Annotated in this window: 22 protein-coding genes and 1 pseudogene; 10 read left to right on the top strand and 13 right to left on the bottom strand. The window is 47.0% G+C overall.

The window, feature by feature from the left end; genetic code table 11:
• Nucleotides 1-139: 139 nt before the first annotated feature.
• Nucleotides 140-745 carry a transposase gene (locus MJO57_RS12225; RefSeq protein ID WP_252027018.1) on the bottom strand — a complete coding sequence of 202 codons (606 nt, stop codon included), beginning with the start codon at nt 743-745 and terminating at the stop codon, nt 140-142.
• Nucleotides 673-1,656, bottom strand: coding sequence for a transposase (locus tag MJO57_RS12220; protein WP_252025624.1), 984 nt, complete (start codon nt 1,654-1,656; stop codon nt 673-675). The genes MJO57_RS12225 and MJO57_RS12220 overlap by 73 nt, the downstream gene beginning before the upstream one ends.
• Between MJO57_RS12220 and MJO57_RS12215 the strand changes: the two genes are divergently transcribed.
• Nucleotides 1,655-1,855 (top strand): hypothetical protein, encoded by a 201-nt coding sequence (locus MJO57_RS12215; protein WP_252025622.1) that lies wholly within the window; start codon nt 1,655-1,657, stop codon nt 1,853-1,855. The genes MJO57_RS12220 and MJO57_RS12215 overlap by 2 nt on opposite strands.
• Before the next feature lie 520 nt (nt 1,856-2,375).
• The gene (locus MJO57_RS12210; RefSeq protein WP_252025620.1) at nt 2,376-3,803 is read left to right on the top strand and encodes an IS4 family transposase; all 1,428 of its coding nucleotides are present in this window, start codon (nt 2,376-2,378) and stop codon (nt 3,801-3,803) included.
• A gap of 188 nt (nt 3,804-3,991) precedes the next feature.
• On the opposite strand, the pseudogene MJO57_RS12205 reads toward MJO57_RS12210, so the two are convergent.
• Nucleotides 3,992-4,750 (bottom strand): annotated as a pseudogene (locus MJO57_RS12205) (family 43 glycosylhydrolase); the annotation flags it as partial.
• Nucleotides 4,751-5,184: 434 nt separating this feature from the next.
• Between MJO57_RS12205 and MJO57_RS12200 the strand changes: the two are divergent.
• Entirely contained in the window at nt 5,185-6,462 is a 1,278-nt protein-coding gene (locus MJO57_RS12200; protein ID WP_256491761.1) for an IS4 family transposase, read from the top strand.
• An 8-nt stretch (nt 6,463-6,470) separates the two neighbouring features.
• On the opposite strand, the gene MJO57_RS12195 is transcribed toward MJO57_RS12200, so the two are convergent.
• On the bottom strand, nt 6,471-7,877 hold the full coding sequence (locus MJO57_RS12195) for a sulfatase (RefSeq protein ID WP_252025618.1): 1,407 nt from the start codon (nt 7,875-7,877) through the stop codon (nt 6,471-6,473).
• Nucleotides 7,878-7,887: 10 nt separating this feature from the next.
• Entirely contained in the window at nt 7,888-9,714 is a 1,827-nt protein-coding gene (locus MJO57_RS12190; RefSeq protein WP_256493284.1) for a solute:sodium symporter family transporter, read from the bottom strand.
• A gap of 453 nt (nt 9,715-10,167) precedes the next feature.
• Between MJO57_RS12190 and MJO57_RS12185 the strand changes: the two genes are divergently transcribed.
• A complete protein-coding gene (locus tag MJO57_RS12185; RefSeq protein ID WP_252025614.1) occupies nt 10,168-11,061 on the top strand; it encodes a LysR family transcriptional regulator in 894 nt (297 codons plus the stop codon).
• A gap of 125 nt (nt 11,062-11,186) precedes the next feature.
• On the opposite strand, the gene MJO57_RS12180 is transcribed toward MJO57_RS12185, so the two are convergent.
• Nucleotides 11,187-11,411, bottom strand: coding sequence for a hypothetical protein (locus MJO57_RS12180; protein ID WP_252025612.1), 225 nt, complete (start codon nt 11,409-11,411; stop codon nt 11,187-11,189).
• 101 nt (nt 11,412-11,512) lie between these two features.
• On the opposite strand from MJO57_RS12180, the gene MJO57_RS12175 reads away from it, so the two are divergent.
• On the top strand, nt 11,513-13,594 hold the full coding sequence (locus MJO57_RS12175) for a pentapeptide repeat-containing protein (RefSeq protein ID WP_252025610.1): 2,082 nt from the start codon (nt 11,513-11,515) through the stop codon (nt 13,592-13,594).
• Nucleotides 13,595-13,739: 145 nt separating this feature from the next.
• Nucleotides 13,740-14,312, top strand: a complete 573-nt coding sequence (locus tag MJO57_RS12170) for an alkylphosphonate utilization protein (RefSeq protein ID WP_252025608.1) — start codon at nt 13,740-13,742, stop codon at nt 14,310-14,312.
• Between the two features lie 33 nt (nt 14,313-14,345).
• Here MJO57_RS12170 and MJO57_RS12165 read toward each other — a convergent pair whose 3' ends face one another.
• Nucleotides 14,346-15,050, bottom strand: coding sequence for an isocitrate dehydrogenase kinase/phosphatase-domain containing protein (locus MJO57_RS12165; RefSeq protein ID WP_252025606.1), 705 nt, complete (start codon nt 15,048-15,050; stop codon nt 14,346-14,348).
• Nucleotides 15,023-15,187, bottom strand: coding sequence for a hypothetical protein (locus MJO57_RS12160; protein ID WP_252025604.1), 165 nt, complete (start codon nt 15,185-15,187; stop codon nt 15,023-15,025). The genes MJO57_RS12165 and MJO57_RS12160 overlap by 28 nt, the downstream gene beginning before the upstream one ends.
• Here MJO57_RS12160 and MJO57_RS12155 point away from each other — a divergent pair.
• Nucleotides 15,186-16,712 (top strand): IS66 family transposase, encoded by a 1,527-nt coding sequence (locus MJO57_RS12155; protein WP_252025602.1) that lies wholly within the window; start codon nt 15,186-15,188, stop codon nt 16,710-16,712. The two genes, MJO57_RS12160 and MJO57_RS12155, sit on opposite strands and share 2 nt — an antisense overlap.
• Here MJO57_RS12155 and MJO57_RS12150 read toward each other — a convergent pair.
• Both MJO57_RS12150 and MJO57_RS12145 read right to left on the bottom strand, forming a co-directional pair.
• The gene (locus tag MJO57_RS12150) at nt 16,667-17,119 is read right to left on the bottom strand and encodes a transposase (RefSeq protein ID WP_252025600.1); all 453 of its coding nucleotides are present in this window, start codon (nt 17,117-17,119) and stop codon (nt 16,667-16,669) included. The two genes, MJO57_RS12155 and MJO57_RS12150, sit on opposite strands and share 46 nt — an antisense overlap.
• A gap of 164 nt (nt 17,120-17,283) precedes the next feature.
• Nucleotides 17,284-17,550, bottom strand: coding sequence for a DUF6444 domain-containing protein (locus MJO57_RS12145; protein ID WP_252025598.1), 267 nt, complete (start codon nt 17,548-17,550; stop codon nt 17,284-17,286).
• On the opposite strand from MJO57_RS12145, the gene MJO57_RS12140 reads away from it, so the two are divergent.
• Nucleotides 17,549-17,887 carry a hypothetical protein gene (locus MJO57_RS12140; RefSeq protein WP_252025596.1) on the top strand — a complete coding sequence of 113 codons (339 nt, stop codon included), beginning with the start codon at nt 17,549-17,551 and terminating at the stop codon, nt 17,885-17,887. The genes MJO57_RS12145 and MJO57_RS12140 overlap by 2 nt on opposite strands.
• On the opposite strand, the gene MJO57_RS12135 is transcribed toward MJO57_RS12140, so the two are convergent.
• On the bottom strand, nt 17,884-18,924 hold the full coding sequence (locus MJO57_RS12135; RefSeq protein WP_252020281.1) for an IS1595 family transposase: 1,041 nt from the start codon (nt 18,922-18,924) through the stop codon (nt 17,884-17,886). The genes MJO57_RS12140 and MJO57_RS12135 overlap by 4 nt on opposite strands.
• A 207-nt stretch (nt 18,925-19,131) precedes the next feature.
• On the opposite strand from MJO57_RS12135, the gene MJO57_RS12130 reads away from it, so the two are divergent.
• The gene (locus MJO57_RS12130) at nt 19,132-19,434 is read left to right on the top strand and encodes a hypothetical protein (protein ID WP_252017332.1); all 303 of its coding nucleotides are present in this window, start codon (nt 19,132-19,134) and stop codon (nt 19,432-19,434) included.
• A 136-nt stretch (nt 19,435-19,570) separates the two neighbouring features.
• On the top strand, nt 19,571-20,848 hold the full coding sequence (locus MJO57_RS12125; protein WP_256491593.1) for an IS4 family transposase: 1,278 nt from the start codon (nt 19,571-19,573) through the stop codon (nt 20,846-20,848).
• Nucleotides 20,849-20,916: 68 nt separating this feature from the next.
• On the opposite strand, the gene MJO57_RS12120 is transcribed toward MJO57_RS12125, so the two are convergent.
• Both MJO57_RS12120 and MJO57_RS12115 read right to left on the bottom strand, forming a co-directional pair.
• A complete protein-coding gene (locus tag MJO57_RS12120; RefSeq protein WP_252025594.1) occupies nt 20,917-21,945 on the bottom strand; it encodes a 1-aminocyclopropane-1-carboxylate deaminase/D-cysteine desulfhydrase in 1,029 nt (342 codons plus the stop codon).
• A 28-nt stretch (nt 21,946-21,973) separates the two neighbouring features.
• Nucleotides 21,974-22,828 carry a redoxin domain-containing protein gene (locus MJO57_RS12115; RefSeq protein ID WP_252025592.1) on the bottom strand — a complete coding sequence of 285 codons (855 nt, stop codon included), beginning with the start codon at nt 22,826-22,828 and terminating at the stop codon, nt 21,974-21,976.
• Nucleotides 22,829-22,843: the final 15 nt, after the last annotated feature.

Genomic DNA, 22,843 nt, shown 5'->3' with positions numbered 1-22,843 from the left:
TCAACGATCTGTCCCAGATCACCGGATGCATTGCCATAGGGAAGGTCAATAATTATGGAGTCGGTATAACTGTCTGCAGGGGTTTTTCCTCTACCAAGGACTGCTGCCCGCAGGAGCTCTTTTCGTGGAATAATTGTAACTATTCAGCACTGAGCAAAGGCATATTACAGTAATTCCGAACAGCTCTATGAAGTGATTGATATATGTCCATTCCCTGTTTTCTGGCAGACGACAAATAGCTGCGAATCCGTGCAAACATAGAACCACCGTCTGCACTCCTGAAGCAGCCTGAGATTTTCTGCTTTAACTTGGCCATTCGAACATCCCGCTCACTGCCATTGTTATCGAAGGGAATGGTAAAATCTGACATGAAGCGCAGTGTCTCAGCCTTGAACTCAGTGAGTCGTTTGAAGAGATTGTAAGCTTTAGTATTCTTGACTTTCTTGCGCTTAAGCTCCTCTCGTTGCTTCTCCATATAGACGACTTCTTTCATTAGAGCCCGCTGAAGCAACCGGTCATAAATCTTCTCGATTCGTTCACAGACAACACTTGGCATCTGTAGCATACCTATGGTCTTAAAGCCCTTGCAGTAATGCCAGGAAAGCCTCAGTAGCTTCATCAATCGCAACGCCAGTTGATTGCTGTCCCTATCAACAACACCCAAAAGCTCCCTCAGGTGATGGGCATTGCAAAGTACGTGAGTTGCCGTATATGCAAAATAGGATTTCCAATGATCATGAACCAGAACGCCCCTGCAAATGTTAGCAGTATGCCCATCGTGTCCATGGCCTCACGACCTCGCTTTTCAGACAAGTAGTAGAGCGTCCATTGTTCATCCCGCATAACGTGTAGCCAGTGCAAAGAGCCCTCGGCCCGCATACCCGTTTCATCGGCTCCGGCAACAGACGATTCCCGCAAGGCGTCACGAATAACCTCTTCAGTAGAAGCCAGATTTTCATAGGTTCTGGCCACAAAATTGGCGACAGTGCCTGCACTTACACTCATTTTATAGAGAGTATTAAAATACTCTGACACGCGCTTAAAAGGCAGGAAATGGTATTGGTTAAGATAGACGGCCATAGCCTGTGTGGCTGAGCCATATTGTGCGGCAGCGGTAACACCTTCCGGGAATTCAGCCTGATTCCGACAACCACAAGTGCAGATTTTTACTTCAGCTCTATGGGCCGTTACTTCAAATTCACCCGGTCTCCCTGGTTCAAACACCTGTCGTTCAATATATTTGACCGGCTCACTATCAAGAAGAGACGCCTGACATTTATTGCATTCTTTAACCGGAAGGTACTCAATATAGTCAGGGATATCGACCTGTTTAAGACAAGTGCCCTGATGCCCTTTCTTTCCACCGGCTTTATTACCAGAAGACTGTCTCAGACTTTTAGGATTGGGTTTTTCATCCGATGGATCGGTACCTTTATCTGCGGAAAGGTCGTCAGAATGATCTGGAGAATTACTGTTTTTACAAGGTTTTTGATAACCATCAGACGATGGCGGCTTGCTGCTGTTTTGACTGTTCTTGCCAACCTTTTCTTCCAATTCTCGACATCGCTCTTCCAGACAGGCAACTCTCATCCGCAGCTCTGCATTCTCTTTCAAGAGAATCTCAGCCGACATAGTTGCGGGTAGTTCTGGAATCATGCTGGCGAATATTGTGGAAAAATGGTGCTTAAGAGGATGGTATAAAAATCAGAAAATTCCAGATTTATGTGGGGGTGCTGAACAGTTACGAATAATTTTACCTTTTTCATCAATGCCGTGTCGTTTGGCCCAAATTGACATATTCCCGGTAGCTGGACACATCAGCCATTTTACAGCGGCGAGTTTTGATCGCGTATAGTCTTCATGCTGATCTGCCCCCTTGTTGGCAAGATCCTCCTGACTTAATACCACAGTCGGTTCAGACCATGTGGCTTTATCGTCCGTTGAGGTGGAGATGGTAAATTTATCAAAGACACCGGATGGGTTTTCATGAAGTTTTAACCCGTACCACTTGCCTTTTATCTGGGTGGTTTTGTTGAAGCTGGTAATCTTATTGGTTTTATCAGCCTTATTTTTTCCCAGTGCAATGGATGCCTGACTGTGAAATGCTGACAAAATGATACAAATAATCAGGCACAGATTCCTGCGATAAGACTTCACATCGATGTCCTGTATCTTTTTGAATGGATCAGTTTGTTTTGGATAAACGAGCTCTCTCAATGGCATAAAAAAAGGAGAGCTCGTTATGTATTATTTGGCGCTGGCTTGCCATAATCCTGTTTTTGTATCAATGCTCCAGCCGTCATACCACCTCATGTCCTGTCTCTTGATCACAAATAGCTACCTTGTTCTATCATTTCTCACTGATAAAACAGGTCATGCTTCCACTTTCTCCTAAACCATGGTCAGAACTAACTTTTGGATGTGCTGATTTGGGCGATACTCGACGTACAAAACGACTTGTCAAAGTTGCTGCCGAGCTTTCAGCTCATACCGGTAATTCTTTGTCATCTTCATGCGAAGGTTATACCGCACTGGTAACTGGAGCTTACCGGCTGATTGAGAATGAGGCCGTAAAGCCTGAAGCAATAGCTGAGGCAGGCTTTCAGGCAACTGCCAAAATAGCGAGACAGTCTCGCCTACTTCTGGCTCTCGAAGATACAACAACCCTGGGTTATAAACATGCTGTCAGATCCGAGCTTGGTGATCTTGGAGGTCCTGAAGGCTCTAAAACCAGAGGATTCCACGTCCACTCTGTCTTCTTGGTTGATGCGGATACAGAGCGAAGCATTGGGCTTATTGATCAAGAACGATGGGTTAGAGAGGACGTTCAGCGGGGGAAAAAGAACCAACGTCGTCAGCTACCTTACGAGGGAAAGGAAAGCTTTAAGTGGCAAAGAGCCTCTGAAAACACAGAACAAAGGATGGGGGGTAAAATGCCTGACATCATCAGTGTTTGCGACCGGGAGGCGGATATATACGAATATATGCACTACAAACTGGATAACCGACAGCGGTTTGTTGTAAGAGCTACACAAAACAGAATCCTGGTGGATGGCGAACTCTTATTATTTGATTCCTTAGCTCAGACTGAAGTGTTGGGGAAATATACGATAGTGGGTCCTCAAAAAGGAGGTAGAAAGAAGCGAAAGGCAACGCTGCAGGTCAAAAGAAAGAAGATGACAATACAGGCGCCGCAAAGGCCAGGCGGCAGGCCGGAACCGGTAACTATGAATATTGTGTCGGCTGAAGAGATTGGCAATGACTCCGAAGACCGTTTGCACTGGGTACTATTGACAACTGAAGATATTGAAACATTCGAAGACTGTCGCTCTATCATTCGATTTTACGAGCTCCGATGGCGAATAGAAGAGTTCCATAAGGCTTGGAAATCGGGAGCAGGAGTAGAAAGGCTTCGTCTGCAATCTCCGGATAACATTGAACGACTTGCGGTCATATTAATGTTTGTCGCTGTCAGACTAATGCAAATCCGTGAAGCATTAATGTTACCGAATGACAGGCAGCACAAAGACAGAAAGCTTTGGAGTGAAAAAACACTCGCGAATGAGGTGGTCAGTGATGATGAATGGCAGGTTCTCTGGCTAACCTATGAAAAAAAAGCGTTGCCCGATAAGCCGCCAACAGTCACTTGGCTGCTTCAAACGATTGCTCGGCTTGGTGGTTGGGGTGATTCAAAGCATACAGGGCAGCCCGGCTGGTTAGTGGTATGGGAAGGCTGGGCGAAATTGCAGGATCGGGTAAAAACCTGGCAGATAGCCCGGCAGTTCAGCGCTGGAGAGATGTGATCAAGAGTCAGCCTCATGTCCAGCTGACTGTCCTTAATTTCAATGGGTAACCAGACGTACCGGGAGTCAATCAACTTTTTACCCACATGGCGGTCGGCACCATAGATATAGGTGGTTTGTTTACTGCCGTGGACGGGAATGACATAAGCAGTCTGAGATTTAAAACCTGATTTGGGGCCAATGTTTTTCCACTCACTCCAGGGGCCAGCCATCGAGGATGCAATGGAGTATTTCTGCTGATTTGGCTTCCAGGACTGGGTACCAGATGTCAGCATGACGTACTTGCCATCAATTTTTGCCAGAGCCGGTCCCTCACGGCGAGCTTTGCGGTCCGTCTCTAATGGGAATTCATACAGCAGTTCGGCAACATTGCGGAAATCCGGGGTCAGCTTAAAGACTTTCATTCGGCGATCACGGGAGCCATTGACCAGCGTACCCATCTTGCCATCTTTCAGCTCACCGATGGATGAAATAACGTAATAACCGGTTCCGTCGTCGTCTACCAGCATCGCCGTATCGCCAGCATAATGGGACACGTTATCAACGGTGGGGAAGAAAACATTCTCTACCTGGTAATCACCACAGGGTTCAGAACTGCTGGCAACCCCCGCCCTCATGTTTGGATCAATACCGGTAGGGTGACGGTATTTAAACCACATGACATAGCTTTTGGTCAGTTCGTTATAGACCACTTTGGGGCGGGCAATAATAACTTCCGCTGGCAGTTGCGGATTTTTGGCCGGTGTCAGGCTGTCATTTTCCAGCGTCCATTCGGTTAAATTATCGGATGAATAACACTTTAACGCTCTGAAGGTGTTGTTGTTATGGGTTCTGTCCTGGCCAACCCAGTAAAACTTTCCGTTTGCATGGAAAACATCACCGCCATGGGCTTCGATCAGGTTCCCGTTGGTATCCAACCAGTCCTGACCTGATTGAATAGGCGTCATATCACCAAATACGCCTGAAGATGCCAGCAGTAAACCGGCAAGACCTATGATATTTTTTTCAGCTTCTGATTGTTCATCATTATCACTCAGTATCTGATAATCAGCTAATAACTATCGGTTTCCACCTTTTTCAAGGCACACACTTCCCCTCAACTTTCTGAAAAGCATTGGGCGGGAATTAGTTAATTGGCTGACAATATTTAATTAAAAGCTTAATTAAATGTTTGATTAAAAGTTTAAAGAATCAAATTCAAGTTTTATTGAACACCAAATTGTTCTTTATAATTCAAGTTCTTAGGGTAGACATTAAGCTCAAAAAAGGTTCGTTTCCGGCGGCAGAACCCACCTTGAACAGCCACAATAAAGCTTCGAAACCATTATCAATGGCTGAACAAGATGAGTACTGCAAATAGTAGATTAGTTGAAAAAAACTGTTGACCTGTTTCGACCGGTCAGAACTCCTAAGTATGGCGGAACAGCTTGGTTTTACTATACGACAGCGAGATATCCGTCCTTTGGATTTTATCCTCTCACTGATCGATGCCCTCGCTGGTGATGGAAACTGCGATACCCAGGCGGATCTACACCGTAAATTTAACGAGTTGACGGGGCTGAATGTCTCTTATCGTTCTTGGGCAAATCAGGCTAAAAAGGACGCGCTGCCTACTCTTATCCTGTGGCTATGGGTGCAGTGTCTGGAAATATTTTCCCGCAAAGTCATGGCGTTTGATGAAGACAGTCCATTTTCAGAGTTTGAGCACATTCTGATTCAGGACGGTTCGTCACAAGCTGTCTATGATGCCCTGAAAGAAGCATTTCCCGGCAGGTTCTCAACGGTCAGTCCTGCTGCCGTCGAGCTTCATACGACAATGGATCTTCTCACCAACAACCTGGTGCGGGTGCAGCTGACTGAAGATACCCGTTCAGAAAGAGACTGTCTGCCACCACTGCCAACATCCATGGCCTATATCCTGATGCTAATGGATGCCGGTTATTTTGAGCTGGAACTCTTTGCCGCTATTGATGACAGGGAGGGTTCTTTTATCTGCAAGGCACCTCAGAGTATCAACCCGACGATACTCAGCGCGGTACGGGAGGATGGCAAGAATCTCAATCGCTACAAAGGACAAAAACTGAAGGATGTACTGTCTGGCTTCCCCAAAGACCAGTGCCTCGACCTGGATGTAGAATGGCCGGGATTCAAAGCCTGGCCATTCCGCTTGGTTGTCCGCTGGAATGACAAAAAACAGAAGTGGGTTTTCGTTGTGACCAACCTGAACCGGGTGGAGTTCACCTTGAGTGATGTGCTCCAGGCCTATCGTCTACGGTGGCAGATAGAGCTGATTTTCAAAGAGATCAAATCCTATTCAGGGTGGCATCGTTTTAACACCAAATCAGCGACACTGGTGTTTAGCCTGATTCTGATGTCCTTTGTGGTTGTGACGTTGAAAAGGTACCTTGCCCATGCTGCACAGGCGAACCTCTGTGAAAGTGGGAGCATTGAGGAAATCTCGACGCACAAGGTGATGAAAAGTGGGACTCACCTGTTTGGTAATGTGATTTCATCGTTGATGAATGCAGGAAAGTCATTGGTCTCATGCATTAAAAAGCTACTGGACTTCTGGGGAAATAATGCGAAACGAGAACACCCTGCACGGGATGGTTGTTCAGGGCGTACAAGATTAGGCTTCTGTGCAGTGGGTGGAGCTTAATGTCTACCTTAAGAATTCAAGTTAGGTTCAGGTACGCGTGCTTTAACACTCGCCTTCCATTCCTGTAACTGTTGATAAAGTGCTTTGGTTTTTTCCGGATACTGTTCCGAGAGATTATGCTCCTCTGATATATCCTCTCTCAGATTGTATAGCTCCAGATGTTCATCTTCGAAAAACTCAATGAGTTTCCAGTCACCTTCCCGAACGGAACAACCGGGTAACCCACCCTGATTGCTGTAATGAGGGTAATGCCAGAAAATAGCGCCCCGTTCAAAGGACTGCTCGCCGGTTAAAACCGGTAGAATGCTTTTACCGTCCTGATGGTGTTCCGGCATTAAGTCGATACCAGCGGCCTCCAGGAAGGTCGGGAAGAAATCCGTACTGGTCATGATCTCATGACTGATCGTGTTGGGCTTGACGTTGCCCGGCCAGCGGACGATCAGTGGCTCCCGGGTGCCGGCTTCATACATCCAGCCTTTGCCTTCTGACAGAGGGCTGTTGCAGGTTGGTGAGCCTTCAGAGGTTGCCAAACCACCATTGTCACTGAAGAAAACGACAATGGTATTATCTTTCTGTCCGGTAGACTCAAGCGTGTCCAGAACCCTGCCAATATTCCAGTCAATGTTTTCAACCATTGCCGCGTAGCCCGGATCACTCTGAACAATACGCCTCAGGATTTTTTCATCCTTTTTGTGATAACAGGAGAAGTGGTCACCTTCAATAAAAGGTGATGTCTGGTCACGGCCGAGCATCCTGGCCTTTTCCCGGTATTTTTGCACCAATTCTTCATGGCACTGGATTGGTGTATGCACGGCATAGTGGGAAAGATGCATAAACCAGGGCTTGTCTCCGGATTGCTCAATCAATGCAATGGCTTCATCGGTGATCCGGTCGGTCAGGTATTCTCCATCAGGGCCATCCTCCAACGTCTCCAGACCGTACGGGGCGAAATAGCCATTTTTAGGCTGCCCCCAATCACAGCCACCGATATTGATATCGAAACCAAGTTTTTCCGGATAGCTGTCAAATCGCTCCTCGCCATGCTTACTCAGATGCCATTTACCCACATGCCAGGTTTCATAACCATGGTTGTGCAACGCACCGGCAATGGTTGTGTAGTCTGGCGACAGGTGGTCAATATAAGGAACGTGAGCCAGTTTTCCTTCAGAGTATCCGCCAAGCCACTGGGTCATCCCAATTCTTGCAGGGTATTGTCCTGTCAGGATACTGGCCCGTGTTGGTGAACAAACCGGGCATGCGGCATAAGCGTTACTGAAGCGCATACCCTCTTGTGCCAGCTGATCCAATCGAGGTGTTTCATAAAAGTCACTACCGTAACAGCCAAGGTCTCGCCAGCCAAAATCATCCAGTAAAATAAACAGGATATTGGGTCTGGTTACTGATATTTGATCCATTATTCAGTCCTTATTCTACTTCAACTGTCCGATAAGTTACTTGTGTTGTTTGTTGCAGTTCATAGGCCTGCTTATCTGCTTCAGTACCGAAGTGTTTGATGGCATAACGCTCGTAAACAGGTTGAAGTTTAACATGTGACCAGATGCAAACAGCGGTGCAAATACCACCAATACCCAGGAAATAATTCCAGAATGATGGGGAGACGACTCCACCGACATAGGCTAGCCCTACATTGGAGAACACGACATACATCATGACCGCAATACTGAGCAGAACACTACTGGTGAGCATGACGTACCGCCAGGGAATCATAGGAACCCTTGGTGCATGAACATGGGCGAAATCATTTTTGTAGGGTTTAACCAAAGCCCAGATCACCAGAATGGCGCACTCTATGACAAACAGCAGGGCAAAAATATGCATCCAGTGGATTGGTATTTTAATGCCTAGCGCCCGCTCAATACCCCATACCAGCAGATAGTAGGTAATGACGTGGAAAACAATAACGAACTGCGCTGCTTTTGGGGAAATTCCCAGTCGTTTGGCAAACAATCCCAGAAGTACCAGGCTAACAATTGGCACCGCAATGAAGCCAGAGAACTTGTGCAGGAAGACAAACAAACCATCTGGAACGTACAACAGACCAGGTGCAGCAAAGAGCGTGGCAATCGCACAGATAATCGCAAAGACTTTTGATACATAAATCAGTCGGTTGTCGTTGGCCTCAGGATTGACAAAAGGCTTGTAGATATCCAGGGCAAACATGGTAGCCGCTGAGTTCAGCAGTGAGTTGTAAGTGGAGAATACCGCACCCAGCAACACTGCAACAAATAGACCTACCAGGGGTGTCGGTAATGTTTTTGCTACCAATTCCGGATACGCCATATCTCTTGGTTCCAGACCCGGACCAAACAAGTGGAAGGCAATGAGACCTGGCAGCATGGCCATAAATGGTACCAGCATTTTAAAGAAACCGGCCAGCAACAGTCCGCGCTGCCCTTCCTTAAGGCTGGCAGCCCCCAGTGCACGTTGTATAACGAACTGGTTGGTTCCCCAATAGAATGTTGCCGTCACTAGCAACCCAGTGAAGATGGCAGAGAAGGGAATAACATCAACGCTGCTGCTGCCGCCAATAGCATTGAGTTTTTCTGTATGAGTGGTGGCCATATGATAAAGCGCATCACTGATACCACCATCGAGTTTATCGCCAAGAGCCATTAGACCGAAAACCGGAATCAGACTGCCAACGACCAGTAACCCAATACCGTTGAGGGTATCGGAAATCGCAACAGCCCGCAGACCTCCGGCGATGGCATAAATGGCACCGATGATACCCACTACCCAGGTAACCAGCCATAACGCCCCGACTTGACTCAACCCTGTCATGGCAGGGACATCCAGGAGTTTCATCAACGCCAAAGACCCCCCATAAAGGACAGTAGGGGACCACACAAAGATATAACCAAACATTAACAATCCCACGACCAGACGGCGGGTGCCTTCTCCGTAGCGGGATTTGAGAAATGCCGGCATAGTGGCAAACGCACCACCAAGGTACATAGGGAGGAACAGACAGGCCAGCAGAATAATGCCTCGAACAGCCCACACTTCCCAGGCCAGAGCGGTCAGGTTACCAAAATAGACGGTGCCATTCTGGCCAATAAGCTGTTCAGTAGAGATATTGGTCAGCAGCAGCGACCCGGCAATAAAGACACTGCCAAGGCCATTGCCAGCGAGAAAATAACCATCGGCTGAGTCGACAGTACCTTTGGTTTTATACCAGGAGTACCAGGCCACAAAGGCCATGAACCCCACACATGTAATTACTGCAAACATAAATCTGAATGCCTTTGTTCTGTTGGAAAAAGAGTAAATCGGTTAGCTTGCTGTACGTTTGTGTCATGAACTGGGAGAAACTTAGCCGAAGAGACGGGAGGATGAAAAATGCGGAAATAGCAGGATACGATACCTTTTTCTTATGGTTCGATATAAATCATTCGTAATGGGTTGGCCAAGTGCCCCGTGAAGCCCGATGATCTCTGGAATCGATGTTATTGCAGCATAGACAGGTGCTTGATAAAGCAATCACAATCTGTACAGAAGTTATCATTTAAACTCTTGACGTTAATCAATAAATCCAACTTCTTATAATGATCTGTCACATCTGATTGCAAGTACTCCCTGAAAATATCGTTAGGAATTGATCTGGGCTAACGGACTGTTTCAATCAATATGATAATCTGTATGAAATTGACGTTTATTATTCAGTTCGGGAGCTGAAAAACAGGGATGGATAAAAATCTTTATTATTTTCAAGTCGTTGCAAAGTGTCAAAATATTACTCTGGCCTGTGATGAGTTGCATATTTCTCAACCAGCCCTGACCCGGAGTATCAAAAAAATTGAAGAACAACTGGGCGTTGAACTGTTCAAACGCCTGCCCCGGGGAGTGGAACTGACAAAATCAGGTAGCGTTTTTCTTAGCAGGGTTAATCGAATGGATATGGAGTATCAGTTTGCCCTGAAAGAAATAAATGCCATGAAATCCGGGCAGAATATCCGTTTAAGAATTGGCTCGGATAATCTGTGGGCAGAACTCTATATTTCTTCACTGCTTGACCAGTTTTATGACCTGAATCCTGAAGCGGAAGTCCGGGTAAAAGCAGGTACAGTTGCCAGCAACGTACCGGAACTATTAAAAGGGGGACTGGATCTGGTACTGGGTAAAGTTGGTTATGAAGGTGAAATATTTCAGGCATTAACCTGTAAACCGCTTATTCCGGTAGAGTTTGTTGTGGTTGCCAGACCTGAACATAAACTGCACCAGCAGGATTCAGTCACTCTTTCCATGCTTCAGGGGTATCGGTGGATTATTTATCAACACTCCGATAATTACGTCTGGCATATTAATGAAACATTTTATAAGCATGGGCTGGGGCCAGCTAAAGTCAGCCTTCATACAGCCTTTCTGGAAAATGCCTTATCTCAGATGCAGAAAGATGATTTCCTGATGTATATTCCCCATCAATTACTTAAGCCCATGTCAGACAAGGGTCTGAAAGTTATTCCTATGGATAAGCCGATTCACAGTTTTCAAAGCGGCGTATATTACTCCGAATTTGCTGCGCAAATGCCGGGAGTCCGGCAGTTTTTAAAACTGCTTAACGCTCAGTTCAAGTTTTGATTGCCAGATCATTCTCAGGGTGACCGAAAATTCAGATTACCAATTCTCATGGCCGACTATGTCGGTCATGAGAAATTGTTAGGTATTCTTACCGATCAGTCAGCTCATTTTTTGCACTTTCGGATTTAAAGTTGTCTATCAGATAAGCATAAGAAAAATCGTATATTTACATTGGAGATATAACGATATGGAAATCGCACCCCATAGGATGACGCAAACCTTTGCAACAACAGGCACTTCTGCAGCTCAACTATCAGCTCAATCATCAGCTCAATCATCAGCTCAATCATCAGCTCAATCATCAGCTCAATCATCAGCTCAATCATCAGCTCAATCATCAGCTCAATCATCAGTGGCAAGTCAGGTTGTAATAGCACCCCACCTACTTTCCGTCGCGAAAACTGGCCATATGCCAGAACCAAGAAACATAGATCGACGAAAAGTTACCACTATGACTATGAATTCTTTTTGTCAGGATCTTTTAGAGGGCCTGGAAACGGCAGAGCAGGAAATTGAAGCTCAACAACAGATGGCTGAACTGCAGTATCAATACCTGGATTATCTATGTATGACGTCATCAAATCGCCCATCGTCACCGTCAGCAAACCGTGTTGATAAAATACAGCTGAAAAAAGCTTTAAAGCAATATGAGACCGGCTCTCGATTGACATTAAAAAAGCAGACCCACCAAGCCAGGTTGTTACAAAAGCGCAATCACAAGGACAAGCCGAACCTTAAGGATCAGCATCTCCAGAGCGTTCTCAAGGGTCGCTGCAAACCGGGGTTGGCCCGGCTCAATCCTGACGGCATGCTAAATTTGCTGGCAAGTTGGCTTGGCTCACCCTGTTCGATTCATCAGGCCAAGATGTTACAAAAGCTGAATGTCTGCAATCGCAGCGGCAAGCCGAACCTCAAGGATCAGCATCTCCAGAGCATTCTCAAGGGTTGCTGCAAACCGGAGTTGGCCCGGCTCATTCCTGATGACATGCTAAATTTGCTGGCAAGTTGGCTTGGCTCACCCTGTTCGATTCTTGAGCCATCACGGCAGGAGTTAATCAAACAACTCAGCAGCCCCGAAGAGCTGAGAAAAGTCATTCAAAACAACCCATATCTTGCCAGTGGCAACCTATACAATATGGATGATGTGGTATTCAAAAAGGGGGCTGAATTACCCTCCTCAGATATAGCTGACAACAAAAGACTCAGAGAAGAGTTAAACCTTTCCAAAAGCCCATGTGATTATTCTGGCATGTCCTTCAGAGGGGCATCTTTTCCGGAAATATACATTCAGGATGCAAGCTTTAGAAACTGCGACCTGTCCAACGCCGACTTTACCGGGTCAAGATTCTTGAGTTGTGACTTCTCCGGAGCCGACCTCACAGCAGCCTGCCTCGGCAAATGCAGCATTACCTACTGTGACCTTAATAAAACCACATTGACCTATGCGGACTTTGGCGACATTGAATACCTCTCTTTCGATAATGATCGGTCATCTAAAACAATAGACTTGCTTTCCGGGGCCCTGGCTGAATACAGCAAAAGAACAAATGACGATCAGGCTGCGCAGATCATCAGGGCACGGGCCAGAATGTTGTTGGCCAGCGGACGCCGGGAAGAAGCTGAAGCAGTCTATGAGGAGCTCATACACAGACAGCGCATGGAGATCGATGATTTCTGGCTGCTTGGGGAATCATACCTGGAGAGCGCCGACAAGCTGGATGAAGATAACCAGAAAGGAAAAGCACAATTGGCAGAGAAAGCGGTTGCCTGCTTTCAGAAGGGTTGGAGAGTCACAGACAACCCCGGGGATAATAGCGCTAATCACAATTTGCTCTTTAACGCAGCCATTATCGCCCTGCGTAAAGCAGGCCCGGCTTTCGACTGGCGTTCAGTACTGGAAGACATAAAAAGCACAGCCACAAAAAACATCAGAATCCTGACATGGATGGCAAAAACCCTGGCTAAACACCATGAAGACCGGGATGCCATGAACATGCTTTTGCAACTGGTCAACAATCAGGATGATATCCATAACAAGCAAGCCCATTTGCCAACAATATGTAAGACAGCAGCAACCATTGGGTTACGCAATAAAGAATACCTGACATCCGCGCTGGTGGTTTTGGAAGGTGTCACGAGGATTGCCCTGGATCACTATGGTGAGGGGGATTCGTTTAATCTTTTCTACATTGGAAGAAATGTTATTTTCAACTGCTGGCTACACCAGTTGGATATACTGGTTCACTACGGGCACTATGAAGAAGCTTCCAACGTAGCGTTTGAGATGAACAAAGTCATTCCGGGTACACTGGAGCTGTTTGCAGAAAAAGACTGTCAGAAAACAGCAATATGGGGTCAGAGTTCCTGGAAATCCAGGCAACTCATTGAAAAAATCAAAGCCACCGGTGTGACTTTCACAGCAGGTGATGCCCTGATTCAGGGCTCTGATAGCCTGAATACAGGCCACATCAGTTCCGGGTTGCCAGCTGACCCGAAAAAAGCCGTGATGCCAAACACTTCACATTCACAATGAATTTTGTGGATTTCAGCAAGGAGAGGAACCGTGGCTGCTCCACATGGAAATGACCGTGTCTTGGTGGAATAAAGTACGTTGATTGGCGATTTCAGAAAACACAGGCATACTATGCCCCCCTCTAATTGGTCAAATACTCCCTCCTATGACTACTGAACAGACATTGATGGAGCGCAGCGGCGCTCAATGTGAACTTTGTAATTCAAAAAATGACCTGCGTGTTTATCCTGTTCCGCCAAAGAGTGATGCTGCCAACCCGGATCACAGCATTCTTGTTTGTGACAACTGCCTTGATCAGATTAACCAACCAAGCACAATGGATAGCAATCACTGGCGCTGCCTGAATGACAGTGTATGGAGCCAGGTTCCTGCCGTTCAGGTCATGGCATTTCGCCTTCTGAATCGCCTGTCATCACAAGGCTGGGCACAGGACCTGCTGGATATGATGTACCTGGATGAGGAGACTCGTGAGTGGGCAGAGTCCGGATTGAGCAGCGAAGAATCCGAAACACCGACTCTGGATAGCAACGGCAGCGTATTGAATGCTGGCGATACGGTGACGCTGATCAAGGATCTTCCGGTCAAAGGTGCCGGCTTTACTGCCAAGCGCGGCACCGCTGTGCGAAACATCGCGCTGACCGGCAACCCTGAACAGATCGAGGGCCGTGTCAATGGCGTCCGAATTGTTCTGTTGACCAAATACCTGAAAAAAGCCTGAACACCCGGAGAAGAGCCTGTTACCGGTTCTTCCTCATTTACCCTTGACGGGCTTGTTGGCCGGAAGGTTTTTCAATTGCAGCGCAGGACTGTATGGCAATACGTCCATTACCCGGCCCTGCGCAATCTGCTGCTGAATACTCCGCCAGTAACTGGCAGTAAAAAGGTCTCCGTGAAGACGGGTAAACCGTTGACGGATCGCCAGATCGGGAAACAGAAAAACCGGGAACTCTTCCGGAAAAATATCGCCGGGTGAGACTGAATACCAGGGTTCGGCTGACATCTCCTGTTCCGGATAAAGCGCTTCCGGTATATCACGAAAACGACACTCGGTCAGATAGATAATCTCATCATAATCATAAAAAACCACACGACCGTGGCGAGTCACTCCAAAGTTTTTCAACAGCATGTCTCCGGGGAAGATATTGGCAGCCGCAAGCTCTTTTATCGCCCGGCCATACTCATCAAGAACCGCTTCCAATGCCTGATCATTACCATCTTCCACCAGCCGTTCAACATAGATATTCATGGGCATCATTCGCCGCTCAGTATACAAGTGGCGAATCAACACCTTATCGTCATAGACAATGACCGTGGAGGGGGCTACCTGCTGCAACTCAGCCAATAACGCCTCACTGAACCGGCAACGGGGCAGTATCAGGTTGGAGTACTCTTGAGTATCGGCCATCCGCCCTACCCGGTCATGGGTTTTCACCAGGTAGTACCGGTCCTTGACCATGGCCTTGCTGATATCTTTAGGAGGGGCGAAATGATCTTTGATGACTGTAACTGTTCAGCACCCCCACATAAATCTGGAATTTTCTGATTTTTATACCATCCTCTTAAGCACCATTTTTCCACAATATTCGCCAGCATGATTCCAGAACTACCCGCAACTATGTCGGCTGAGATTCTCTTGAAAGAGAATGCAGAGCTGCGGATGAGAGTTGCCTGTCTGGAAGAGCGATGTCGAGAATTGGAAGAAAAGGTTGGCAAGAACAGTCAAAACAGCAGCAAGCCGCCATCGTCTGATGGTTATCAAAAACCTTGTAAAAACAGTAATTCTCCAGATCATTCTGACGACCTTTCCGCAGATAAAGGTACCGATCCATCGGATGAAAAACCCAATCCTAAAAGTCTGAGACAGTCTTCTGGTAATAAAGCCGGTGGAAAGAAAGGGCATCAGGGCACTTGTCTTAAACAGGTCGATATCCCTGACTATATTGAGTACCTTCCGGTTAAAGAATGCAATAAATGTCAGGCGTCTCTTCTTGATAGTGAGCCGGTCAAATATATTGAACGACAGGTGTTTGAACCAGGGAGACCGGGTGAATTTGAAGTAACGGCCCATAGAGCTGAAGTAAAAATCTGCACTTGTGGTTGTCGGAATCAGGCTGAATTCCCGGAAGGTGTTACCGCTGCCGCACAATATGGCTCAGCCACACAGGCTATGGCCGTCTATCTTAACCAATACCATTTCCTGCCTTTTAAGCGCGTGTCAGAGTATTTTAATACTCTCTATAAAATGAGTGTAAGTGCAGGCACTGTCGCCAATTTTGTGGCCAGAACCTATGAAAATCTGGCTTCTACTGAAGAGGTTATTCGTGACGCCTTGCGGGAATCGTCTGTTGCCGGAGCCGATGAAACGGGTATGCGGGCCGAGGGCTCTTTGCACTGGCTACACGTTATGCGGGATGAACAATGGACGCTCTACTACTTGTCTGAAAAGCGAGGTCGTGAGGCCATGGACACGATGGGCATACTGCTAACATTTGCAGGCGTTCTGGTTCATGATCATTGGAAATCCTATTTTGCATATGCGGCAACTCACGTACTTTGCAATGCCCATCACCTGAGGGAGCTTTTGGGTGTTGTTGATAGGGACAGCAATCAACTGGCGTTGCGATTGATGAAGCTACTGAGGCTTTCCTGGCATTACTGCAAGGGCTTTAAGACCATAGGTATGCTACAGATGCCAAGTGTTGTCTGTGAACGAATCGAGAAGATTTATGACCGGTTGCTTCAGCGGGCTCTAATGAAAGAAGTCGTCTATATGGAGAAGCAACGAGAGGAGCTTAAGCGCAAGAAAGTCAAGAATACTAAAGCTTACAATCTCTTCAAACGACTCACTGAGTTCAAGGCTGAGACACTGCGCTTCATGTCAGATTTTACCATTCCCTTCGATAACAATGGCAGTGAGCGGGATGTTCGAATGGCCAAGTTAAAGCAGAAAATCTCAGGCTGCTTCAGGAGTGCAGACGGTGGTTCTATGTTTGCACGGATTCGCAGCTATTTGTCGTCTGCCAGAAAACAGGGAATGGACATATATCAATCACTTCATAGAGCTGTTCGGAATTACTGTAATATGCCTTTGCTCAGTGCTGAATTACCAGACAAGTAGTAGAGCGTCCATTGTTCATCCCGCATAACGTGTAGCCAGTGCAAAGAGCCCTCGGCCCGCATACCCGTTTCATCGGCTCCGGCAACAGACGATTCCCGCAAGGCGTCACGAATAACCTCTTCAGTAGAAGCCAGATTTTCATAGGTTCTGGCCACAAAATTGGCGACAGTGCCTGCACTTACACTCATTTTATAGAGAGTATTAAAATACTCTGACACGCGCTTAAAAGGCAGGAAATGGTATTGGTTAAGATAGACGGCCATAGCCTGTGTGGCTGAGCCATATTGTGCGGCAGCGGTAACACCTTCCGGGAATTCAGCCTGATTCCGACAACCACAAGTGCAGATTTTTACTTCAGCTCTATGGGCCGTTACTTCAAATTCACCCGGTCTCCCTGGTTCAAACACCTGTCGTTCAATATATTTGACCGGCTCACTATCAAGAAGAGACGCCTGACATTTATTGCATTCTTTAACCGGAAGGTACTCAATATAGTCAGGGATATCGACCTGTTTAAGACAAGTGCCCTGATGCCCTTTCTTTCCACCGGCTTTATTACCAGAAGACTGTCTCAGACTTTTAGGATTGGGTTTTTCATCCGATGGATCGGTACCTTATCTGCGGAAAGGTCGTCAGAATGATCTGGAGAATTACTGTTTTTACAAGGTTTTTGATAACCATCAGACGATGGCGGCTTGCTGCTGTTTTGACTGTTCTTGCCAACCTTTTCTTCCAATTCTCGACATCGCTCTTCCAGACAGGCAACTCTCATCCGCAGCTCTGCATTCTCTTTCAAGAGAATCTCAGCCGACATAGTTGCGGGTAGTTCTGGAATCATGCTGGCGAATATTGTGGAAAAATGGTGCTTAAGAGGATGGTATAAAAATCAGAAAATTCCAGATTTATGTGGGGGTGCTGAACAGTTACAATATTTATTGAGCTGGTCTCTGAACGACTGCAGGTCAGGTTCTCCCTGTACAGATAGAACCGAGTACCCATCCACCTTTGTCATAGAAGGCATTACCAAAGATGGGTCTATAACCGCTTTGGGCGCCTGGAATCCAAGGACTGATTACGATTCAGTCCGTGATGTAATGGGGACAGCCAAGAGAACGTGTTGCACTCAGTTTCATCCCGGTTCAGACCCTGTTTGCCACACATACAGCTCTGGCTAAGTTACCGTTAATGGTTGGAAGCACCAATGTTCAGTAATTCTGCTGATCAACCGGCCAACAGTTAATTTTTTTGCTGCCGTCAGTTCTCGCCTCCAGGCCAGATAATGGGGAAGGTAACGAGTTGCAACCCCTTGGAATACGCCGCCAATCCAGCGTTTTAAATGACTGTGATAAGAATTTACAGTCTGGATGTGGTAGATGCCTTCAACAACATGTTGACCTGCTGATGTCACCAGCTCCTTGAAGACAAATCCAAGCTTGTCAGCAAGTTTTTCGTGAGCGAGGTGTGCATCCGCACAGACCGTGGCCTGTATCGATATGCGGCCATTTAAATGCCTGCACAATTCATTAGCACTTTCGTTTTCTAATACACCGTCAACGGTATTTCGATTACGGTCCCGAGCCACCATTACCGGGACTTTTCGGGCTTTGTTGGGATCATTACCCCGCTTTCGGGTTGGCCGTGGAAGGCCTTCTCTTTGCCCTTTGAAGGATTCACGGAAAAATGTTTCATCAAGCTCAGTAATGCCACAAAGCTCTTCTGCTTGATCATTATTAATCACTTCAAGAAAGCGGTGACGCCAGCGGAACGCAGTTTTCAAGTCAATGGCATTCTCAGCAGCAGCTGGTCGCAAGACCATAGAGTGAGTCATACCTGCGAGGTACTTGTTCCATTTTTCAGGGTGCCTGAGCCTTGCCAAAGGCGTTCCACTAAAGGCGTTAAACGTTGAGTCGCAAGTCTTGCAGTGGTAGCGCTGTTGGCCATTTCGTATGCCCCAGCGACCAACGCTATGGCTTTTGCATTTGGGGCACCTGGGGTTTTCGGCAAATTGGGCAAGTATGCTCTTTTCTACGTCAGGTGTTGCATTATCGTTATTGGGTATAGATTCACTGTAAACAGGTTCAGAGTCAGTGGTTTCTACTACCTCGGTAACCTCTATTTGAGTACTAAGGAGCGAGTTGTTAAGAATGTCTCGCTGTTCACTGGTTAATGTTGAAATGGAATCAATAAAATTCTGGAAGAGTTCAGATTGCATATCACTCCCCTACAACGTAGATTTTATGGGAGTTTAGCTGATTCAACCATTAACGGTAACTTAGCCTACAGCTCTTCTGTAGTAAGAGAGAAATTCTTTACCAAGAACTTAGTCATCAATTATTCAGGGCAACTTACCGGCATTCGTATCCGCGCTGCGAATAACGCTCAGACAGTACCCACCATAACGATTAAAGGACGGCTGTAAATGACAGAGGTTAATTATTACAACATCACCCCTGACGACTGGAAAGGCACGAAGCTGAACTTCGTTGGAGATGAAACAGCATGTAATAGGCTTGCGGATAAAATTATAAAAATTATTGCAAATGATCCAGATGAGGACATAAGGACATACTCATTTGATAGCTCTACAACGCCCATGCTGCACACAGCAACTACGGTATTCTTGATTGATACTGCCTTGCATCCACAGCAAGTTCAAATGGCCAAGGATAATAAAGTTCTGCTTGTCTATATGACCTATGAGGAGGCTACAGGCTACTCTTAGGGTAGACATTAAGCTCAAAAAAGGTTCGTTTCCGGCGGCAGAACCCACCTTGAACAGCCACAATAAAGCTTCGAAACCATTATCAATGGCTGAACAAGATGAGTACTGCAAATAGTAGATTAGTTGAAAAAAACTGTTGACCTGTTTCGACCGGTCAGAACTCCTAAGTATGGCGGAACAGCTTGGTTTTACTATACGACAGCGAGATATCCGTCCTTTGGATTTTATCCTCTCACTGATCGATGCCCTCGCTGGTGATGGAAACTGCGATACCCAGGCGGATCTACACCGTAAATTTAACGAGTTGACGGGGCTGAATGTCTCTTATCGTTCTTGGGCAAATCAAGCTAAAAAGGACGCGCTGCCTACTCTTATCCTGTGGCTATGGGTGCAGTGTCTGGAAATATTTTCCCGCAAAGTCATGGCGTTTGATGAAGACAGTCCATTTTCAGAGTTTGAGCACATTCTGATTCAGGACGGTTCGTCACAAGCTGTCTATGATGCCCTGAAAGAAGCATTTCCCGGCAGGTTCTCAACGGTCAGTCCTGCTGCCGTCGAGCTTCATACGACAATGGATCTTCTCACCAACAACCTGGTGCGGGTGCAGCTGACTGAAGATACCCGTTCAGAAAGAGACTGTCTGCCACCACTGCCAACATCCATGGCCTATATCCTGATGCTAATGGATGCCGGTTATTTTGAGCTGGAACTCTTTGCCGCTATTGATGACAGGGAGGGTTCTTTTATCTGCAAGGCACCTCAGAGTATCAACCCGACGATACTCAGCGCGGTACGGGAGGATGGCAAGAATCTCAATCGCTACAAAGGACAAAAACTGAAGGATGTACTGTCTGGCTTCCCCAAAGACCAGTGCCTCGACCTGGATGTAGAATGGCCGGGATTCAAAGCCTGGCCATTCCGCTTGGTTGTCCGCTGGAATGACAAAAAACAGAAGTGGGTTTTCGTTGTGACCAACCTGAACCGGGTGGAGTTCACCTTGAGTGATGTGCTCCAGGCCTATCGTCTACGGTGGCAGATAGAGCTGATTTTCAAAGAGATCAAATCCTATTCAGGGTGGCATCGTTTTAACACCAAATCAGCGACACTGGTGTTTAGCCTGATTCTGATGTCCTTTGTGGTTGTGACGTTGAAAAGGTACCTTGCCCATGCTGCACAGGCGAACCTCTGTGAAAGTGGGAGCATTGAGGAAATCTCGACGCACAAGGTGATGAAAAGTGGGACTCACCTGTTTGGTAATGTGATTTCATCGTTGATAAATGCAGGAAAGTCATTGGTCTCATGCATTAAAAAGCTACTGGACTTCTGGGGAAATAATGCGAAACGAGAACACCCTGCACGGGATGGTTGTTCAGGGCGTACAAGATTAGGCTTCTGTGCAGTGGGTGGAGCTTAATGTCTACCTTAAGAGTATTCATTACTGTCCCGTTATTTTTTACATTGTTATTTTACATTGTTTTATGCTTATATTTTTATACCGCGCCGCCCCTGAAGCCCACCGGTATGAATCATCAATAGGCGCCTGCCCCGGCAAGGAAGATCTTGCATCCGGTTTTCAGCCAGTGACCGCCATATGGCAAACATCACTTTGCCGGTATATACCGGATCCAAAGGGATTGCCGTCTCATTCTCAAACGATTTTATAAACGACAGCAGCGCTTTTGTAGTACGAGCGTAGCCCCCATGATGACAGTCCGTCAACAGTCTCCAGTTAGGCAATGATTGAATCGTGTGATTATCGATAGCGTTGCGCAGGAAATCGCCCCCCTTAAGAACGGCAACACCGGTGACCTGCACCTCCGGCATGTCTTTTGCCGCAGCCAGCGCTACCCCTGAGAGAGTGGCTCCCGTCCCGCAAGCCAGCCAGATTTCATCATAGCTTCCGGCAGAGACTCCTCCTGCTGCAAGAATGTCGCGGCAACCCTGAACACCGAGAAAATTACTCCCGCCTTCGGGCACAACATGCACATCCTGCGCTGACAAGCCTAATTGTGATAAAAGATGATTGAGAAAGCCGTGCTCAGTTTTTCGACGATAATCACTTCTGGACAGGAAGTGTAATTGCATTCCCCAATTAACGGCATCGCTCAACGTTGCTGACAGTGATTTGCCCGGCTCCCCCCTGATAATACCAATGGTGGACATGCCAAACCGGTGACCCGCCGCAGCCAGTGCATGAATGTGGTTGGACCAGGCGCCGCCAAAGCTGAGAATGCTGGATTTGCCCCCCTGCTGTGCCGCGATAAGATTGTGTTTCAGTTTATACCACTTATTACCACTGATGCCGGGATCAAGTTGATCCAGACGCAACATATCAAGGGATACACCCGCTTCGTATAGCCACCCGGTATGCACTGACTGAACAGGAACCGTCTTATCCAATACATTAATAGATTCGCATACCATATGGGTTTCTGAAAATTCACTGAAAGCAACAAAAGAAGGAATATTACCCGGAATGGGTAATATTCCTGCTGAACCGATGAAAATCAAGCCAATCCCTGCACATCACTTCCTGACCTTACTCTTCCAACGGCATCACCTCCAGCGCTTGCAACATGACTGCAGCTTGCTCTTCCCCCTTAACCTCGCCCTGAATTTGCGCGGGAACATACCTCATATAGGACTTTCCGGTAGGAAGGTCTTTCTCAGCGAAGTGCTCTCTATCAACACCCGGTGCCAGGATAACATCATCCCCTTTATGCCAGTTTGCCGGTGTCGCTATCTCGCCCTGTTGCCAGGCTATTTCATCAAGGGCATCCAGCACCCGGGACAACTCATCAAAGCTGCGCCCAATCTGCATCGGGTAGGTCCAGGCAACTTCAATAGCTTTGGTTTTGTTGTTAATGATAAAAACCGAGCGAACGGTTTTATTTTCTTCAGCGCTGCGAGGTAAACCGCCTTTGATTTTCGATGGTAACATACCATACAGTTTGGCCACCTTAAGCTGGACATCAGCGATCAGAGGAAACTCGATCTCAGCAACTTCAGCAACGGCTGCAACGTCTTTCAGCCACTGCTGATGCGTCTCGGCAGTATTAAGACTCAGGCCAATCACATTCACCCCTCTTTTTTTGAAAGAGGGCATCAGTTTCTGAACTTCTGCCAGCTCTGTTGTACAGACTGGCGTGAAGTCCTGGGGGTGAGAAAACAATACGGTATACCGCCCCCCCTCACCCTGTATCCAGTCATAGAACCATACCGGTTGGTCCGTTGTTGAAAGACGCGCCTTAAAGTCAGGGGCTATATCACCGAGCACAAGCCCCCAGGACAAAGCGGATTGAAAGCTGCCAACCATCAGAGTAATGAGCAGTAACAAACAGGCAGGCTTGCTACTGCATCCTCTCTCCCGGGACGTTCTACCAATATATTTCATGACCAATCACCATCA

The organism is Endozoicomonas sp. SCSIO W0465 (assembly GCF_023716865.1).
Taxonomy (GTDB): Bacteria; Pseudomonadota; Gammaproteobacteria; order Pseudomonadales; family Endozoicomonadaceae; genus Endozoicomonas.
This window is presented reverse-complemented; position numbering and strand designations above follow the sequence as displayed.

What these genes read in the sequence shown, in the direction of transcription:
- MJO57_RS12135 (WP_252020281.1), bottom strand. Translation starts at nt 18,924, where the DNA reads ATGCAATCTGAACTCTTCCAGAATTTTATTGATTCCATTTCAACATTA.
- MJO57_RS12220 (WP_252025624.1), bottom strand. Translation starts at nt 1,656, where the DNA reads ATGATTCCAGAACTACCCGCAACTATGTCGGCTGAGATTCTCTTGAAA.
- MJO57_RS12195 (WP_252025618.1), bottom strand. Translation starts at nt 7,877, where the DNA reads ATGGATCAAATATCAGTAACCAGACCCAATATCCTGTTTATTTTACTG.
- MJO57_RS12160 (WP_252025604.1), bottom strand. Translation starts at nt 15,187, where the DNA reads ATGCTGGCGAATATTGTGGAAAAATGGTGCTTAAGAGGATGGTATAAA.
- MJO57_RS12145 (WP_252025598.1), bottom strand. Translation starts at nt 17,550, where the DNA reads ATGATTCCAGAACTACCCGCAACTATGTCGGCTGAGATTCTCTTGAAA.
- MJO57_RS12140 (WP_252025596.1), top strand. Translation starts at nt 17,549, where the DNA reads ATGCTGGCGAATATTGTGGAAAAATGGTGCTTAAGAGGATGGTATAAA.
- MJO57_RS12215 (WP_252025622.1), top strand. Translation starts at nt 1,655, where the DNA reads ATGCTGGCGAATATTGTGGAAAAATGGTGCTTAAGAGGATGGTATAAA.
- MJO57_RS12180 (WP_252025612.1), bottom strand. Translation starts at nt 11,411, where the DNA reads ATGATTGAGCTGATGATTGAGCTGATGATTGAGCTGATGATTGAGCTG.
- MJO57_RS12185 (WP_252025614.1), top strand. Translation starts at nt 10,168, where the DNA reads ATGGATAAAAATCTTTATTATTTTCAAGTCGTTGCAAAGTGTCAAAAT.
- MJO57_RS12155 (WP_252025602.1), top strand. Translation starts at nt 15,186, where the DNA reads ATGATTCCAGAACTACCCGCAACTATGTCGGCTGAGATTCTCTTGAAA.
- MJO57_RS12175 (WP_252025610.1), top strand. Translation starts at nt 11,513, where the DNA reads ATGACTATGAATTCTTTTTGTCAGGATCTTTTAGAGGGCCTGGAAACG.
- MJO57_RS12165 (WP_252025606.1), bottom strand. Translation starts at nt 15,050, where the DNA reads ATGGTCAAGGACCGGTACTACCTGGTGAAAACCCATGACCGGGTAGGG.
- MJO57_RS12170 (WP_252025608.1), top strand. Translation starts at nt 13,740, where the DNA reads ATGACTACTGAACAGACATTGATGGAGCGCAGCGGCGCTCAATGTGAA.
- MJO57_RS12190 (WP_256493284.1), bottom strand. Translation starts at nt 9,714, where the DNA reads ATGTTTGCAGTAATTACATGTGTGGGGTTCATGGCCTTTGTGGCCTGG.
- MJO57_RS12115 (WP_252025592.1), bottom strand. Translation starts at nt 22,828, where the DNA reads ATGAAATATATTGGTAGAACGTCCCGGGAGAGAGGATGCAGTAGCAAG.
- MJO57_RS12210 (WP_252025620.1), top strand. Translation starts at nt 2,376, where the DNA reads ATGCTTCCACTTTCTCCTAAACCATGGTCAGAACTAACTTTTGGATGT.
- MJO57_RS12130 (WP_252017332.1), top strand. Translation starts at nt 19,132, where the DNA reads ATGACAGAGGTTAATTATTACAACATCACCCCTGACGACTGGAAAGGC.